The sequence below is a fragment of the Leisingera sp. ANG59 genome (assembly GCF_013317235.1).
GTDB lineage: Bacteria > Pseudomonadota > Alphaproteobacteria > Rhodobacterales > Rhodobacteraceae > Leisingera.
In genome coordinates this window covers 15,435-30,731 of the sequence record NZ_WLCM01000043.1, presented here as the reverse complement: position 1 = coordinate 30,731, position 15,297 = coordinate 15,435, and the positions used below count along the sequence as shown (strand labels likewise).

The window sequence follows — 15,297 nt, the reverse complement described above, 5'->3', positions numbered from 1 at the left end:
TCGCATGGGTCTGACCATCCGAACAATAGGGCTGGCCCGGGCCAGGGCGACGATCACGCTGGCCAACATGGTCTACAACATCGGCCGGCTGCGTTGGCTTCTCAGCCGAACGGCGCCGGCCTGACGCCAAGGGCGACCTGAAGCCACTGGCTTGCGCCAGCAGGCCCCCGTTCGCGGCTGCCATAAGCCCAACTCACGCTCAAAGGCCACCAAATCCGGGGTTATCGGAGGTGTCCACCTGCCATCGGCAAAGCGGGCGAAACCCTTGAACCACAACCGTCTCGTTCGATGCGCGGTCGTTTGCAAAACTGGTGCCGCCGTTCAAGCGGTCGGCGGCGAAGGTTTCAGGAGAGCCCACTCCGGAAGTGCTGAAATTTTGCTGCGTACGCACGCAGCGTGCCGGTGCGTTGCACCGCCGAATTTCTCCCGCCGCATGGCAGAAGGAAATGCGGCCATTCCAACAGCATGCGGCAGATCTGAAACCACGAATTCACGCAGCGGCGGACATTTCGGACTTTTGACCGTCTCGTGCTACATTGAACACCTTAAGTGCTCTCAGCAACTGAAGATGCATACCCAGGCAGCGGAGGAGACGTTCCATGAAAGGCGACAAAAAGGTTCTCGAGTATCTGAACAAGGCTCTCAAGCATGAACTGACGGCGGTAAGCCAGTACTGGCTGCACTACCGCATGCAGGAAGACTGGGGCTTCGGAAGCATGGCTAAGAAAAGCCGCGAGGAATCCATCGAAGAAATGGAGCATGCGGACAAGCTGATTGAGCGGATCCTCGTTCTAGAGGGGCATCCTAACCTGCAGAAGCTGGATCCGATCCGGACCGGGCAGACGCCGAAGGAAACGCTGGAATGCGATCTGGCCGCCGAAGTGGACGCACGGGCGCTTTACAAGGAGGCTCGAGACGTCTGCAAGGCTGCAGGCGACTACGTATCAATGGGCCTGTTCGAACAGCTGATGGCTGATGAGGAAGGTCATATCGACTTCCTGGAAACCCAGCTGGATCTGATGAAGAGCATTGGCGAAGAGCGTTATGCGCAGCTCAATGCAACCAAAATGGAAGAAGCGGACTAAGGCAATCCTGGCGGCGGCCGGACTGGCCGCCGCAGCAGGCAAGGCAGCAGAAGGACAAGGGACAGGCTGCCGGGTGCCTTTGAGAATTTTAGGGCAGGAAAGATGGATGGGATTTCCGACCCGGATTTCGAACTGAACTTACTGAAGGCACTTGCGCGCTGCTATCCGGAGGCGATGGAAATGCCAGCCTCATTTGGTGCAGGCATTGACCGCTGGCTGAAGGCAAGTCTGATCCAGATGCGCGATCAAGGCCTTGTTGAGTTTGCTGAACAGTCAAACAGGTTTGGTGCCTTTCCGATTCCATCAAGAATTTCGATTACGGCTGAAGGGCTGGACTACGTGGCAAATCTTTAGATCAGCGTTTTCATCTTGAGGCGCTGCAGCTTAAGAGGCCACAATCGCCCAATCCTTTCACGACATGGTTGCAATAAGCGACCCGTCAAAGCCTTGTGGCTTGACAGGCTGGTAAGAAATATGACCTTTTCTCTCAAGAATTAAACTTGAGTAAAACACTCAAGACCCGGCAGAGGAAGGTGAAATGATCAAGAACTCACTCAAGCTGACAACTTGTCTTGTGGTCACAGCGCTGTTTGCGGGCTCCGCCTATGCAGCGGATACCTATGGCCCGTTCCCGGTTACCGTGAAAGGGTACGATGGGGATAAAACCAGCTCAGTGTCCTACTCGGGCCAGGTGGCGCGCCACGTGCTGCATGACAGCCTGAAGAAACTGGCAGGCAAGGGCGACGGCGGCGGTAATGCGGCGGAACTGGAAGCGCAGATGCTGAGCTACTTCAACGGCTCGGACCAGGATCTGCCGATTATCGCACCGGTGTCCAAGGATGGCTTCCCGGTCAAGCAAACCACCCTGAAAGAGATTTCCGCGGGCAAGAATATCGCAGGCAAGTTTTACGATGGCGCGATGCCTGCCTGGCCTGGCGGCATGACCGGCAAGGAAGTTGTGCTGCACATGATCTCCCAGGCGGCCAGAACCGAAGGCGGTTATGATCCGGTGAACGGCTATGACTATGCGCAGCTGATCTCCAAGTTCACCATGGGTGCAATGCCCTACAACCAGGCGGTCGACAACTATTTGGACGGAAAACTGGACGCGGGTGTTAAGCCCAACGGCGAGCCTTACAAGGATGGCGCCTATTACTCCGGCAAGGAGCATGTCTGGGATGAGGCCTTTGGCTACTTTGGCGCTGCGGCGCACAGCCTGACGCTGAGCGCGGAGGATAACTACAATATTGCCAAGATGAAGGATCTGGGCACTGCGGATGCTAATGGCGACGGTGTGATCGACCTGAAGAGCGAGTATGTCTTCGGTCCGGCCTATTACGCGGCGGCCGCCGACAAGTCCGGCAAGACCGCCTATTTGCCGACCATCATGCAGGCCTTCATCGACGGCCGGGAGCTGATTGCCTCGGCAGAAGGCAAGAACCTCACCGGCGAGCAGCGCGCGCAGCTGCAGGGCTACGCCAAGGTCATCGCCGACAATTGGGAAATGGTTCTGGCCGAGGCCGCATTCAAATATGCCGGTTCGGTTTACAAGGATATCGCTGGCATCACAGAGGCCTCTGATGACGCGGCCCGCGCCGAGGCCTTCCGCAAGTATGTCAAGCACTGGGGCGAACTGAAAGGCTTTGCCATGGCGCTGCAAAGCGGCAAGAACAACCTGGGTAAGACCGCAGTGCATCTGAACAGGCTGATTGGATACGGCCCGGTGACGCTGGACGGCACCTTTGTCAGCGGCCTGGATGCTGACGGCAACTTTGAGAAGAACCGCAAGATGTCCTGGAACAGCTACCAGCTGCACATGCTGAGGGTGCAGGAACTGCTGGCGGAGAGCTTTGGCATCGAAGCGCGCGCCAATGATGCAACTGCCGAGCTGGCCGGGCTGGTCGACAGCCTGAGCGGCGACGGCGGCGCCGAGACCGACTGATACCGAAGCGGGCAGCACTGGCAGGTGCTGCCCGCTTGAAGCATCGCAGTGGATATCCTGGAACAGATCACCTCCGTGTTTGCGGATTTTGCCAACCCGAAGAAACGAGTGTTCTTCGGCTATCTGGCCCTGTCGGTCCTGATTGCGCTGGCTTGGCTTGTCTTCATCCGCAAGAACCCGCTGCAGGCGGCCTTAATCCGCGTGTTTGATGCCAAGGTTCTGTTGTCCAAATCCTCGATGGCAGACTGCAAAATCTTTGTGATCAACCGGCTGTTCACATTCCTGATCTCGCCGTTGCTTCTGTCACAGGTGGCAATAGCAACCAGTATCTATTTCTTTCTGCACGGCCTGGATTTCCTGGCGCCGTCCTATTTCAGCGGAACAGGTCAGGGAACGGTTGTAACACTGTTTACTGTAACGCTGTTTCTGGCGGACGACTTCTCCAAATACTTGGCGCATCGCTGGATGCACCGGTTTCCGTTGCTGTGGGCCATTCACAAGGTGCATCATTCAGCCACCACGCTGACCCCTGTAACAGTCTACCGTGTGCATCCGCTGGAGGGAGTGCTGCACACGCTGCGCGGGGTCGTGGTGCAGGGCAGCGTTATCCCGGTCTTCTACTACCTGTTCGGGGATGCAGTCAGCCTCTACACCGTGGTCGGTGTCAATGTGCTGGTGTTCCTTTTCCATGTTACTGGTTCAAACCTGCGCCATTCGCATATCCGCATCAGCTATTGGCCCTGGCTAGAGCACATCCTGATTTCGCCCGCCCAGCACCAGCTGCACCATTCGGTGGCGGAGCGGCATTTCGACAAGAACTTCGGCGCGGCGCTGGCGGTGTGGGACTGGATGTTCAATTCGCTGCATCTGTCGCATGGGGAAGAGGAACTGCAATTCGGGCTGGATGCCTCTGAACGCAGTTCGGCGGCCAGCCTGCAGGTCCTTTATCTGCAGCCTCTGCGGGACATTGGCCGGATCGTCCGCAAACATGCCAGAACCGCCTCGGGCATGGCGAGGCGGGTGCTGCTCAGAGGCTGACTGGTTGGGAGCGAAATTTTCGGGTACAGTCAATAAGGTTTCCATAAGATTATGCACAGGAAACGCCAGATCTAGAAATTGTCCGACAGTCTATACGGTTTCGATAATGCCTGCGGGAATACTGCTATCGCTGTGCGGACAGCTTCTGCAGCTTCACCGGTTATGAAAGTGAACGGGCACGGAATTGGGCCAAAGCATGGAACGCCTGCCTGGCCGGTGCTGCCGAACGGACAGTCCGCGTCAGCTTAGGCTGACGATACCCTCGGCAAGGTGCGCGGCATTGGCCCTTTCGCCATTTTCGACTTCTGCCCACATAAATCACCCATTCGACGAGTACGCCAAAACGGGCGATCTCCGCCGAAATCGACACCGCCGCCTCATATTGGGCCATGGTCGATTTTGGCCACGATGTGATCATGGCCTCAATCAAAGGTGCTGCTCCCGTTCATGGCCCCGCGCTTTTTGGTCCCATTTGCCAAATGTCAGATCGCGTCGTCGACGATCAGGCATGGCTTCCCTTGAGAGCAGGCTTCGACCCGTGCCCTGATCCGGAAAGCGGCCGCGAGGTTGTCCGCCGTCACCACCTCAGCCGCGGTGCCGAAATCGTGCAATGTGCCTCCGGCAAGGATCGCGACCTTGTCGGCGAATTTCAGCGCCAGGTTGAGATCGTGCAGCGCGATCAGCACCAGCATGCCGGTGTCCTGCGCCAGGCTGCGCACGCGGCACATGGCCTCCAGCTGGCGGTGCATGTCGAGCGCGCTGGTTGGCTCATCCAAAAGCAGTATCTGCGGTTCCCGCACCAGGCATTGCGCCAGGCCGGCAAGCTGGCGCTGACCGCCGCTCAGTTCGGAAAGCAGCTCATCGGCAAGACTACCGATACCGAGCGCCTCAAGGGCCCGCTCCACCGCCGTCAGGTCATCTGCCGCCAGCCGCCAGCCGCTGACCTGCTTGCGGGCAAGCAGGACAGATTCGAAAACGGTGAGAACCGCCGTGCCTGTCTGATCCTGCGGCATGTAGGCAATGGCGCGTTCGGCGTCGCGCACGCCTTCCAGGCGGCACTCGCCGCACCCCGGCAGGATCCCGGCGATCCGCCGGAACAGGGTGGATTTGCCTGCCGCATTGGGGCCGATCACCGCTACGACTTCGCCCCCCCGGCAGAGCGGCAGGGAGACCTCCCGCAGCACCTGCCGCGATCCGAACCGCGCCCCGAGGCGATGGGTGCTGAGCGCTACCATATCTCTTTTCCACTTTTCAAAATCAGATAAAGAAAGACGGGCAGGCCAATCGCCGCGGTGACGATCCCGATGGGCAACACCGCGCCCGGCACGGCGATCTTGGCCAAAATTGAGCTGAGGGACATGATCAGCGCGCCGGTCAGGGCGCTGGCTGGCAGCAGAAAGCGCTGGTCCTCGCCGACCATCATGCGGGCGATATGCGGCCCGACCAGACCGATGAAACCGACCGTCCCGACAAATGCCACCGGGATGGCTGAAAGAAGCGAAACCAGAACGAGGGTCTCGAGCCGCAGGCGGCGCACCGGAATGCCGAAGCTCGCCGCGCGGGTTTCGCCCAGCCGCAATGCCGTCAGCTGCCAGCGCCGACGCAGGAAGACCGGCAGGGTCAGCGCCACTGCCAGCACGGTGATGGCCAGTTTCGGCCAGGTCGCCTTGGTCAGGCTTCCCATGGTCCAGAATACAACAGCGGCAACCGCCTGCTCGGCGGCAAAATACTGGATGATGGCGAGCGCGGTATTGAAGCTGAACACCAGCGCTATCCCCAGCAGCACGATGGTCTGAATTGAGGCGCCGCGCCGCACGCTTGCCAGATGGATGATGAAGGCCGTCGCCATCGCCATGACAAAGGCATTGGCCGCGACAATATAGTCGCCCGCCATTGGCACCAAGGCGACGCCGAAGGCAAGCGCCAGGGCCGCGCCAAAGCTCGCACCGGCGGAAATGCCCAGCGTGAACGGGCTGGCCAGCGGGTTGTTCAGAATGGTCTGCATCTGCGCGCCGCCAATTGCCAGCGCCATCCCGACCACCACCGCCATCAGCGCGGACGGCATGCGGATCGACCAGACGATGACCTGCATCTGCCTGTCTGCCTCGGCCGGCGCAATGACCGTGGCGAGCACCTCACCCAGCCCATAGCGGGCGGGTCCCGTCGCGAGATCGCCGAGCACGGCAACCCCCAGGCCAACTGTCAGCAGAAGGAGAATGAGCTGCCGCCTGAGGCTGAGCGCCCTGTAGGTGCCGGTGCCGCCAAGGGCTGCGGTTTCGGTTTGCATAGTCGTCATGACGGGCCACCGGAAAGGCTGGTGCTGTAGCCGGGCCGGTAGCTGATGGGCAGGAACCGGCGATGAAACTCCGCAAAGGTCGCGTCCGGGTCGAGATCGGCAAACAGCTCCGGGTGGAACCATTTCGCCATGATCTGAATCGCCGCAAACTCATACGGGCTGTTGTAGAACTGGTGCCAGATGCCGTGGAAATTCCCGGTCTCCTGCGCGGCAATGCCGGTGTATGCGTCCCGGCTGGTGAACCACTCAAGCTTCCTGCGCGTCTCCGCCGCATCGGCGCCCGGTCCCAGCGGAATCCAGCGGCCGCCGGGGACATAGGCCTCCCAGTCGGCGCTGGTCACGACCACATGCTCCGGGTCGGCAACGATCACCTGTTCCGGGTTGAGCTGGCCGAAGGTGGCGGGAATGATTTCGCTGCCGATATTGCGCCCCCCGGCCAGTTCGGCAAACTTTCCGAAATTCTCGGCCCCGAAAGACAGGCAGCAATCTTCAGAATAGCCGCCGATCCGCTCGATAAAAACGCTGGGCCGCTCCGGGTTGTGTTCGGCCAGCACGCCGGTGACCCGCGCTATGGCCTGGTTGCGGAAGGCGATGATCTCTTCCGCGCGGGCCTCGCGCCCCAGAATCCGGCCCAGAAGACGGATGGTCGGCTCGGTGTTTTTCAGCGGATGGTGGCGGAAGTCGATGTAAAGAACCGGAATGTCCAGCGCCGCTAGCTTCTCAACATACCGGGCGTCCTCATTGGCGCGCTTGGCTTCGAGGTTGAGCAGAACCACGTCCGGCTTCTGGATGATGGCGGATTCGATGTCGATCAGGCTGTCTTCCTGGCCTTTGAAGGCGGGCAGCGCAGCGAGGCCGGGAAACGCCTCCAGATAGCGCGCATAGGTGGCCGGGTCGGCCTCGATCAGATCGTTGCGCCACCCGGCCAAATGACCCGCTGGATCCTCGGGAACCAGCGAGGCGATCAGGTAGAGCTGCCGCCCCTCGCCCAGAAGAATGCGCCTGACCGGTGCGTTCAGGGTCACCTCGCGCCCGAAGATATCGGTGACGGTCATCGGCCTTTGCTCCTGTGCCGCGGGGTTTCCGCCGGCCAAGGCGCCCGGCGGGCCGGTCACGATCAAGGCCAAAGCCATCAGCAGGGCGTGAACAATGGATCTGCACGCTTTCACAATAAATTTCCTTCCTGGGAGAAACGGCGCAGCCTGAGCCACAGGCCAAGCGCCAGAAGGCACGACAGCGCGTAGAGGGCTGAGACCAGCGGGAACGCGGCATCCAGGCCCATGAACCGGGTCACGGTAACCCCGGCGGCGATACCGGCAATCGAAGCGCTCTGCTGACAGGTTTGCGCAATGCCCAGAACCGAGCCCTGCCGGTCACTCTGCGCAGCTGTTGAAATGAGGGACAGAAGAACCGGCGTGGTTCCGCCAAGCAACACGCCCCAGACAAAATAGAACGCTGCGAAAACGGCCACCGACTCCGTGATCCCGGCCAGATGGGTGACGGCAAGACAGCCGCCTGAAATCAGCACATTCCCCCCCAGAACAAAGGCGGGCGACCGCCCCTCGAACAGCTGCGCCCAGAAAGGCGCGGCCACGACAAAGCCCAGTGCAAGCAGGCCGTAGCTCAGGCCGGTCATCCAATGCTGCGCACCGAAAACCTGTGTCATGTAAAGGGCAAACGGAACCTGCAGCACCATGCGGCTGGCCAGCAGCACCCCCATCAGCATCAAAAGCCCCGCGACCGGCGCCACAACCGGCGGCGCGGCGATGGATGCCTGCGCCGGCGCCGGCCTGGCAGCGGCGGCTCCGGCTGGCGGCACCGGCAGGCTTGCCCAGGCGATGGCGGCGCACAGGGCGCAGATCATGCCCGCCGTCAGGTTGATGGCCGCGAAGGGCAGCGCGTCCAGGATCAGACCGCCCAGAATCGCCCCCGCCAGCGACCCGACATTGGTCGCCACCTGCAGCCACGCGAACAGGCTGGCGCGGTTGCGCCCCTCGGTGACTTGCACGCCATAGGCCTGGGCCGGCGCGATATAGCCTGCGAACGCCCCCTGGAGAAAGCGCAGCGCCAGGAGTGTCCAGACATCGGACGCAAAGGCAATGAGCAACTGCGTCACCGCCAGCCCCGCAAGTGCGCGCACCATCATCAGCCGGTTGCCGTAGCGGTCTCCCATCCGCCCCCAGAAGGCGCTGGTGAGAGATATTCCAAGCATCGGGCACATATAGACACCAATTCCGGCGAGGCCGAAAACACTGCCGGAAGGGCCCAAGGCCTCGATATGGATCGGCCAGAACGGGCCGCTCATCTCCATCGCGCCCATGGAAACGAACTGCAGCCCGAACAGGAGCGCAAAAACAGACCCGAAGCTCCGGAACCCGGCGGAGACGTCCGTCATTCCGCCTCCGCCAGAGGGTTGGGCAGGTCATGCTCGACCCGGTAGTCGCGATAGCGCTCCAAATGCATCCGCAGCACCGAGCGTGTCGGCCAGGGGCTTTCCAGAAACGCGGCGCGTTCCTGCTGCCAGAACATGCCGGACGACACCCGCGGCCGCAGCGCGTCAAACGCCGCTGTGGTCTCTTCCCGCAGGATGCGCCACAAACCGCTGCCCCGGATTTCATACTGTTCGCTCAGGCACAGGGCCATCTCATGCAGATGGCAGACAAAGCAGGCGTCGATGACGAAAGAGCGCACGAGGCTGATATCCTTGTCGAATGAAGTGGGCAAGATCCCCTTCTGGCTGAACGGTTTCAGGTGGTAACCGCGCTCCTCCAGCAGCGGCGCGAAACTGCGGCCGTCCCCGAAATCCTTGATCAGCAGCTTTTGCGGCTGCCCCGCGGGGCCGAACAGCACCGTGCTGTTTTGCTGATGCGCCTCAAAGGCGATCCCGTAGAGCAGATACATCGTGAGCGTTGGCCGGATGACGGTGCGAGCGTAGGCACGGAAAAACGCCCTTACGGCCGCTTCGCTCTCGTCACCATTTCTGGCGATCAGTTCGCAGATCAGAGGCCGGCCGTCAGCCGGGCCAGCCGTCAGCAGCGCGGCGACGGCAACCGGCACAAGCCCGTCCTCGCGCGCCAAAGAGTCCGTATTGCGGTACACCACCGAAAGGAACCGCCCCGGATGCTCGTCGCCCGTCTCGGGATGGCGCAGGATCATGCCGACTTCTTCGGTGAAGATCTCCAGCCTGCCACGAAGCTCCTCCTCCTTGGCGACAATGTCCGAAATCAGCGCGCTGAGGCGGGGGCCCATATGGATCGACTTGGCCTGCAGGGTGCGTTGCTCACTGGTCAGCCAGACCGCCACCGGCAGTTTGATGAAAGGTCTGGGCTCCTGCGTGTCCGGCAGCATTGTCCGGAACGACATCGACGGCAGCGTCATGATCTCGGGGCCGTCCGGATCGAAAACGCCGGAGGCGATCTCGGCCTCGAATTCCCGGCACAGGAAATTGTCCAGATGCCACCGGTGGACCGGAAGCGGCAGCCAGTCGTCCGGCGATTTCCCCCGCGCCTTCAGACCTTCGGTCCAGTCGCGCCAGAGGCCCGGAAAGTTTTTTGAGAACCAGTCCGGATAGCTGCCGGCCTGCGGCATCGTTTCCACATAGGCCCAATCCCTCCGGAGCGCCGAAATGCGCAAGCGAACCCGGGCGCCAAACTCGGGCGACAAGGCCCGCACATCTTCGGGCGACAGGCCGGGCTTAGCCTTCCATGTCGGATAAAAAGGATGGCCTTCGAGGGCGCCCCACTGATCAAGCGCCATGGCCGCCAGATGCGGCGGCAGGCTGCGTTCAAGATAGGCGATGAACCCGGAGGCGCCTGCGGCGGCAATGTCCCGGCGCAGATCGGCGCTCCAGCTTTCCCGGTGACAGCGTGCCAAGACATCATTGCGCATGCTGTCGCTGAGGTCGCGCAACAGATGCTCCAGGCCGTCCTGCGCAGGCGTAATCGCCAGCGCAGGCGCAACTTCCGCGATCAGGGACGCGGCATCGTCAATCCGATGACAGGTGCCGGTGTCGTCCAGCACCTCGATATGTCCGCGGTTTTGCAGCGTTCCCGCCGGAGCACGGCGCAGATCGGTAAAATGCAGGACCCGGCGCGTCTCCCAGACAGGGAACCACGCCTGCCGGCCATCGCGTGCCCACAGCAATGCACCGGGGTCAAGCAGACGTTCGGCAAACAGGCAGCGGACCAGCCGGCCAAACGCATTGCGCGATGCATCCGCCCTCAGCCGCGCATCGCATGCCTTGGGATCGGCATCCGCCTTGGTCATCATTGTCTCTTGCATCAGGCAGCCTCCGGCCAGGCGGCAGGCACGTAGTCCGGCATCACATCCGCCAGACCACCGTGATACCGGCAGGCCCATTGATAGATTTTCGTGATGGCGGGAATGCCCACGTTCAAACGTGCCGCCATCGTCACAAGCAGGGCCTGGCCAAAGGCGATGTCTTCGTGAAAGGCGCGGCTTTCGCGGTCGATCACCAGCCCCGCCCCGTCCGGATTGGGCACAAGCGGGGCCTCGATGCCCGCATAGGCCCGGTTGGTGCGCAGCAGCGAATACATCGTCCGGCCGTCTTCGATCTGGCCGCCATAAGCCTCGATCAGCTCCTGCCGCAGCGGCTTGACCGAGCTGAGATCGGTTCCAAGCCGCGCCGTTGCCGCATCGCGGATGGCCTGGTTTTCCGCGTCGCAGACCTCCAGCAATTCGGCACTGGCGCGCGGACAGTCGCTCCACCAGCAGACCGGTTCATCGAAAGGCTTGTCCTGCCACGGCGCGTCAGGACCGATCAGCCCGTACAGCACGGCGGGGTGCATCAGCGCGTTCCCCGGTGTCAGGGTGATTTCCAGAAAGTCATTCAGCATCGTGACCGGCGCATCGAAAAGCCGGGCAAGCATCCCGGAAAGAGCCGCACGGGCGGCAGCGCTTTCGCGCCGGTGCAGGGCCGCGAAAAGTTGCGATTTGCTGCCGCCCATACGCACCATCCGGCCCGGAACCAGCCCGAAGGCCGTATGGGGAACGTCCTTCATGCCCCAAATCACTACATTGCCATGCCCGTCAACGGCGTTTTCCGCAAGCCAGTCAAAGCCGCAGGACCCCGGGATCGCCCCCAGATAGACGGGTCTGTCCGCCGGAAGATGCGCGCGGATCCGGCGCATCAGCGCCGGCCGCGCCTGGGCAGGCTGCGTCACGATCACCATATCCGTGTCCCGCAGCGCCTCGCCCGGATCGGTGCCGGCATAGTCGGGCCGCGCGCCCACGGTCTGGCCATCCGCCGCCGTTGCCTGCCAGTCGCCGCTGCCCTGGGCCCATCCTCGGGCCAGTTCGGGACTACCGGTCAGGACGGAAACGGTGATGCCCGGCCGCTGCTTGAACAGCACGGCGTAGAGATGGCCGGTTTGGCCGCCGCCGCAAATCGTGACCTTCATGCCGCGCGCGCCTCTGCCGTCAGCCAGGCGTCTAGCCGCGCCGCCACCGCCGGATCCAGCAAGCCGCGCTCCGCCATCCAGCCGTCGTCGAAGACCGAGCCCAAGTATTTTTCGCCGCCGTCGGCAACCGGCGTCACAACCGCCCCGGTCAGCTTGCCCGAGGCAATGAACTCCAGCGCCTTGTAGATGGTGCCGCCGGTGGAGCCACCAACCATCAGCCCCTTGCGGCGGGCGATATAGCGCGCCGTCTCAAAGGCCTGGCTGTCGGTCACCTGCACGCCCTCGTCGATGCACCCGTAGTCGAGCACCTTGCCGACCTCATCGCCCTGCGGCGTCCCGGTTCCGGACTGGTAATAGGGATGCCCGGGCTGCCCGAAAACGATCGACCCCGCCGGCTCCACCGCGATCGTGCGCACGGCAGGGTTAATCCGTTTCAGCCGCTGGGCAATCCCGGTCATCGACCCGCCCGTCCCCACGCATCCGACAAAGGCGTCGATGCCCTCCGGAAGCTGCCCCAGAAGCTCATCGACAAATCCGGCATAGCCGTCCGGGTTTGCGGGGTTGTCGGACTGGTTCATGAACAGCGCTCCGGGCAGCTGCGCGCCCAGCTGTGCGGCCATGCGCTGGCGCTCGACCACGGCCACTTCATCCTCGCGGAAATCGCCTTCGACATAGCGGATGTCCGCCCCCAGCGCCCGCATCGTGCGGATCTTGTCCGGCGCCGCATGATGATCGACCACCGCGATGAAGCGCAGGCCGAACTCAAGCGCCGCTAGCGCCAGCCCGATGCCGGTATTGCCCGACGAGGATTCGACGATCGTCCCGCCGGGCGCCAGCCGCCCGTCCTCGAGCGCGGCCAGCACCATGCTGCGCGCCATGCGGTCCTTCATGGATCCGCCGGGGTTGTTCTTCTCGATCTTCAGCACCAGCACGGCGTCGCGGTTCGGGACGGCAATCGACATGACCGGCGTCTGGCCGATCAGCTGGGTTGTGGACGTATAGAGCATTTATGCCTCTCCAAGTGTGTCAGGGATGAGTGCCGGCTGCCCATTCGCGTCCGGAACCACGCACAGGCGGTTCGGCATCGGGTGGCGGTGGAATTCGTTTTCAAGGAGATCCATCTGGTAGCCGCCGGTGTTGGCGTAAACCAGAAGATCTCCGGCTTGCGGGGTCACGGAGAAGCTGAGCCAGCGGTTGCTCAGGACGTCCTCGTCCAGGCAGCTGTGACCCGCCAGATAGCCCCGGACGGGCTCTGCTGCGGCTGGCGGCGCTTGCGCCGGGATCAGGATCGGATCGACCAGATATTCAGAGGCAAACCAGGTTTCGCACGCGCTGAAACTGCTGCCTTCGGCAAAGATGACATACGCGCCAGCGCCCAGGGCCTTCACCCGGGACACCCGGAAGACGGAAACCGCCGCCTGATCCGTCAGCGCGCGGCCGGGCTCCATCGCCAGAACCAGATCCTCATCCGCCAGATACTGGGCAATGCTGCGGCCGCCGCCGGCCGGTGCCTGCAAAAGCCGGCGCAGCCAGTCAGCCGCCGACAGCGTGCCGCCGTAGGGGTAGCAGGACTCCGGAACCTTCCCGGTGCGGTAATCCTCCGGGACCTGTGCCGCCAGATGCGCCTCATAAGCCAGGGGGTCTACATACTGGACCGGCAGGCCGCCGCCAATGTCGATCATGCGCGCCGCAAAGCCCATTGCCCGGGCCTCGGCGATCAGGCCCGCGGCCTCCATCAGGGCCGCTGCGCGGGTCTCCCAGCGATAGCCGCTGACATGGAAATGCAGGCCTTCAAGATCAATCCTGCTGTCGCCGACAATGCGCGCCAGACAGTCACGGATGGCATCCGCCGGCATGCCAAAGCGGCTCGCGGACTGCCCTTCCGGACACAGGCGCAACAACACCCGCTGTCCCGCGCCATGCGCCGGCAGGCACCGCACAAGATCCTCCAGCTCTTCCGGAGAATCCACGGAGATTAGGGCGTTGCAGCCGATGAGCTCGTGATGGAACGCTTCCGTCTTGGCCGGGCCGGTCGCCACCAGCCGGGTGCCTTCGGCGCCAAGCCGCCTGGCGTCGCGCAATTCATACAGGCTCGAGACGTCAATGCCTGCCCCGGCCCGCAGGGCCGCATTCATGAGACCAGGCGATTTGTTCACTTTCGCCCCGTAATAGATCATGTGCTGGACGCCGCTTTCGTCCAGGACAGCCCTCAGCTTTGCGATATTCCCTGGCAGCTCATCGGGCCAGATCAGATTGAGCGGCGAGCCATACTGCGCAACCCAGTCCGCAAGGCGCCCGCTGCCGCTGGTCAGCAGCTCCGATATCTCCGGCCGCAGTATCGGGGACAGGCCCGCGCCCGGCTTTTGGCAGTGCAAGGTCATGGCATTACGCTCGCGATTTGTGACGGCGCATGGCCTGCCGGAACTGCGCAGCGCAGGCTGTCCAGCGGCACGTCGCAACCGGGCAGATCCTGGTGAAAGACATGGCGCGTCGTCTTATAGGGAAATTTGCGGCCGCTGCGGGCCATTGCAAAGATATCTGCGGGGGTGACGGTCTCACCGGGCCGCCAGCTTTCCACCTGCACCGCGTCGTATCCCAGCAGAACGGCAGGCATCACCGCCAGCCGCAGCCGGCGCGCAACGGCCAGCCGGTGGTGGCCGTCCATCACGAACAGCGCGTTCCTCTCCACTGTAATCGGGACAGTCCAGCGGCCGCCCAGCAGGATTTTTGCCTGCAGGTCTGCAACCCTGTCGAAATCCACTTCTTCCGTGGGGGTCAAACGAGTAGGCGATATGAGGGTATACTGCATTCTGGCCAGCCTGGGATTCACGGAAAGGAAGTAGACTGGCTATCCTGACAATTACAGTCGGAATACGCTGGCAGGGACGCTCTAGCCCGTTGAGGTTGAGCTGTCAACACATAGACCGGCAGTGCCAGATAACTTGGCTATGCCCAGTCAGGAAGTAAATTCCTTTCAGCCACGGCATAGCCGCCTGGATGGTTATTGGCGTCGGCGGCACTGAAAAATTTGTATAGTTCCCACAAGTTATGGAATAGAACACTGACCCATTTGAAACTCTGACCGAGAGGAGGGCTTATCTCCGGTCACCTTTTTACGGCACCAAAAGCGCCGTTGACTGATTTAGAGACCCGCGGGTCAGGTCAAAGCCAATGCACGGGCTGCAATGCCCTTCGATACAGTGGTCGCACGCATAACGGGCGGTATGGCTGCATACCGGCGCCCGTCCCTATCACCGCCAACGCTCCCCGCCCGAGGTGACAACCCATGCTCCCTGACTGTTTTTCCTTTTGCCGCTTCGCCTGCAGGTTTTCGAAGATCTGTCGGGCGAAAGCGGTATCAGCGAATCGTACCAGTCAGTGCAGGTTCGGGCCGGAAAATTCGGGCGGGAGTTCTCGAGAACGGTATACCGCCAACCGACTGACAGCTGGTGGTGACCCACTGTTGCGGCGCAGTTGGCGGCGGCCAAGGCCGTCAAATGCAGATATTTAAGCTGC

Annotated in this window: 13 protein-coding genes and 1 pseudogene; 5 read left to right on the top strand and 9 right to left on the bottom strand. The window is 62.2% G+C overall.

Annotated features, from left to right (window positions below; genetic code table 11):
• The 5 genes and pseudogenes from GKC28_RS26565 to GKC28_RS22245 all read left to right on the top strand — a co-directional run.
• Positions 1–124: pseudogene (locus GKC28_RS26565) on the top strand (IS5/IS1182 family transposase); the annotation flags it as partial.
• Between the two features lie 475 nt (positions 125–599).
• Entirely contained in the window at positions 600–1,085 is a 486-nt protein-coding gene (gene bfr, locus GKC28_RS22260; protein ID WP_174149174.1) for a bacterioferritin, read from the top strand.
• Between the two features lie 102 nt (positions 1,086–1,187).
• Complete coding sequence (locus GKC28_RS22255) at positions 1,188–1,439, top strand: hypothetical protein (RefSeq protein ID WP_174149173.1); 252 nt, start codon at positions 1,188–1,190, stop codon at positions 1,437–1,439.
• A gap of 184 nt (positions 1,440–1,623) precedes the next feature.
• The gene (locus GKC28_RS22250; RefSeq protein WP_174149172.1) at positions 1,624–3,027 is read left to right on the top strand and encodes a DUF4856 domain-containing protein; all 1,404 of its coding nucleotides are present in this window, start codon (positions 1,624–1,626) and stop codon (positions 3,025–3,027) included.
• A gap of 48 nt (positions 3,028–3,075) precedes the next feature.
• Positions 3,076–4,065, top strand: a complete 990-nt coding sequence (locus GKC28_RS22245; protein ID WP_174149171.1) for a sterol desaturase family protein — start codon at positions 3,076–3,078, stop codon at positions 4,063–4,065.
• A gap of 482 nt (positions 4,066–4,547) precedes the next feature.
• On the opposite strand, the gene GKC28_RS22240 is transcribed toward GKC28_RS22245, so the two are convergent.
• Genes GKC28_RS22240 through GKC28_RS22200 form a run of 9 tightly spaced genes read right to left on the bottom strand, consistent with a single transcriptional unit; the run spans position 4,548 to position 14,590 of the window.
• Positions 4,548–5,300 (bottom strand): ABC transporter ATP-binding protein, encoded by a 753-nt coding sequence (locus GKC28_RS22240; protein ID WP_174149170.1) that lies wholly within the window; start codon positions 5,298–5,300, stop codon positions 4,548–4,550.
• Positions 5,294–6,361: an iron ABC transporter permease gene (locus GKC28_RS22235; RefSeq protein ID WP_065269487.1), complete on the bottom strand. Its 1,068-nt coding sequence runs from the start codon at positions 6,359–6,361 to the stop codon at positions 5,294–5,296. Before GKC28_RS22235 ends, GKC28_RS22240 begins: the two co-directional genes overlap by 7 nt.
• The gene (locus GKC28_RS22230; protein ID WP_368041159.1) at positions 6,358–7,530 is read right to left on the bottom strand and encodes an ABC transporter substrate-binding protein; all 1,173 of its coding nucleotides are present in this window, start codon (positions 7,528–7,530) and stop codon (positions 6,358–6,360) included. Before GKC28_RS22230 ends, GKC28_RS22235 begins: the two co-directional genes overlap by 4 nt.
• Complete coding sequence (locus tag GKC28_RS22225) at positions 7,527–8,756, bottom strand: MFS transporter (RefSeq protein WP_174149169.1); 1,230 nt, start codon at positions 8,754–8,756, stop codon at positions 7,527–7,529. The genes GKC28_RS22230 and GKC28_RS22225 overlap by 4 nt, the downstream gene beginning before the upstream one ends.
• A complete protein-coding gene (locus GKC28_RS22220) occupies positions 8,753–10,642 on the bottom strand; it encodes an IucA/IucC family siderophore biosynthesis protein (protein WP_174149168.1) in 1,890 nt (629 codons plus the stop codon). Before GKC28_RS22220 ends, GKC28_RS22225 begins: the two co-directional genes overlap by 4 nt.
• The gene (locus GKC28_RS22215; protein WP_174149167.1) at positions 10,642–11,781 is read right to left on the bottom strand and encodes an NAD/NADP octopine/nopaline dehydrogenase family protein; all 1,140 of its coding nucleotides are present in this window, start codon (positions 11,779–11,781) and stop codon (positions 10,642–10,644) included. Before GKC28_RS22215 ends, GKC28_RS22220 begins: the two co-directional genes overlap by 1 nt.
• The gene (locus GKC28_RS22210) at positions 11,778–12,788 is read right to left on the bottom strand and encodes a cysteine synthase family protein (protein ID WP_174149166.1); all 1,011 of its coding nucleotides are present in this window, start codon (positions 12,786–12,788) and stop codon (positions 11,778–11,780) included. Before GKC28_RS22210 ends, GKC28_RS22215 begins: the two co-directional genes overlap by 4 nt.
• A complete protein-coding gene (locus GKC28_RS22205) occupies positions 12,789–14,162 on the bottom strand; it encodes a Y4yA family PLP-dependent enzyme (RefSeq protein ID WP_174149165.1) in 1,374 nt (457 codons plus the stop codon). It lies immediately after the preceding gene.
• Positions 14,159–14,590 carry a ParB N-terminal domain-containing protein gene (locus GKC28_RS22200; protein WP_065269494.1) on the bottom strand — a complete coding sequence of 144 codons (432 nt, stop codon included), beginning with the start codon at positions 14,588–14,590 and terminating at the stop codon, positions 14,159–14,161. The genes GKC28_RS22205 and GKC28_RS22200 overlap by 4 nt, the downstream gene beginning before the upstream one ends.
• Between the last annotated feature and the right edge of the window lie 707 nt (positions 14,591–15,297).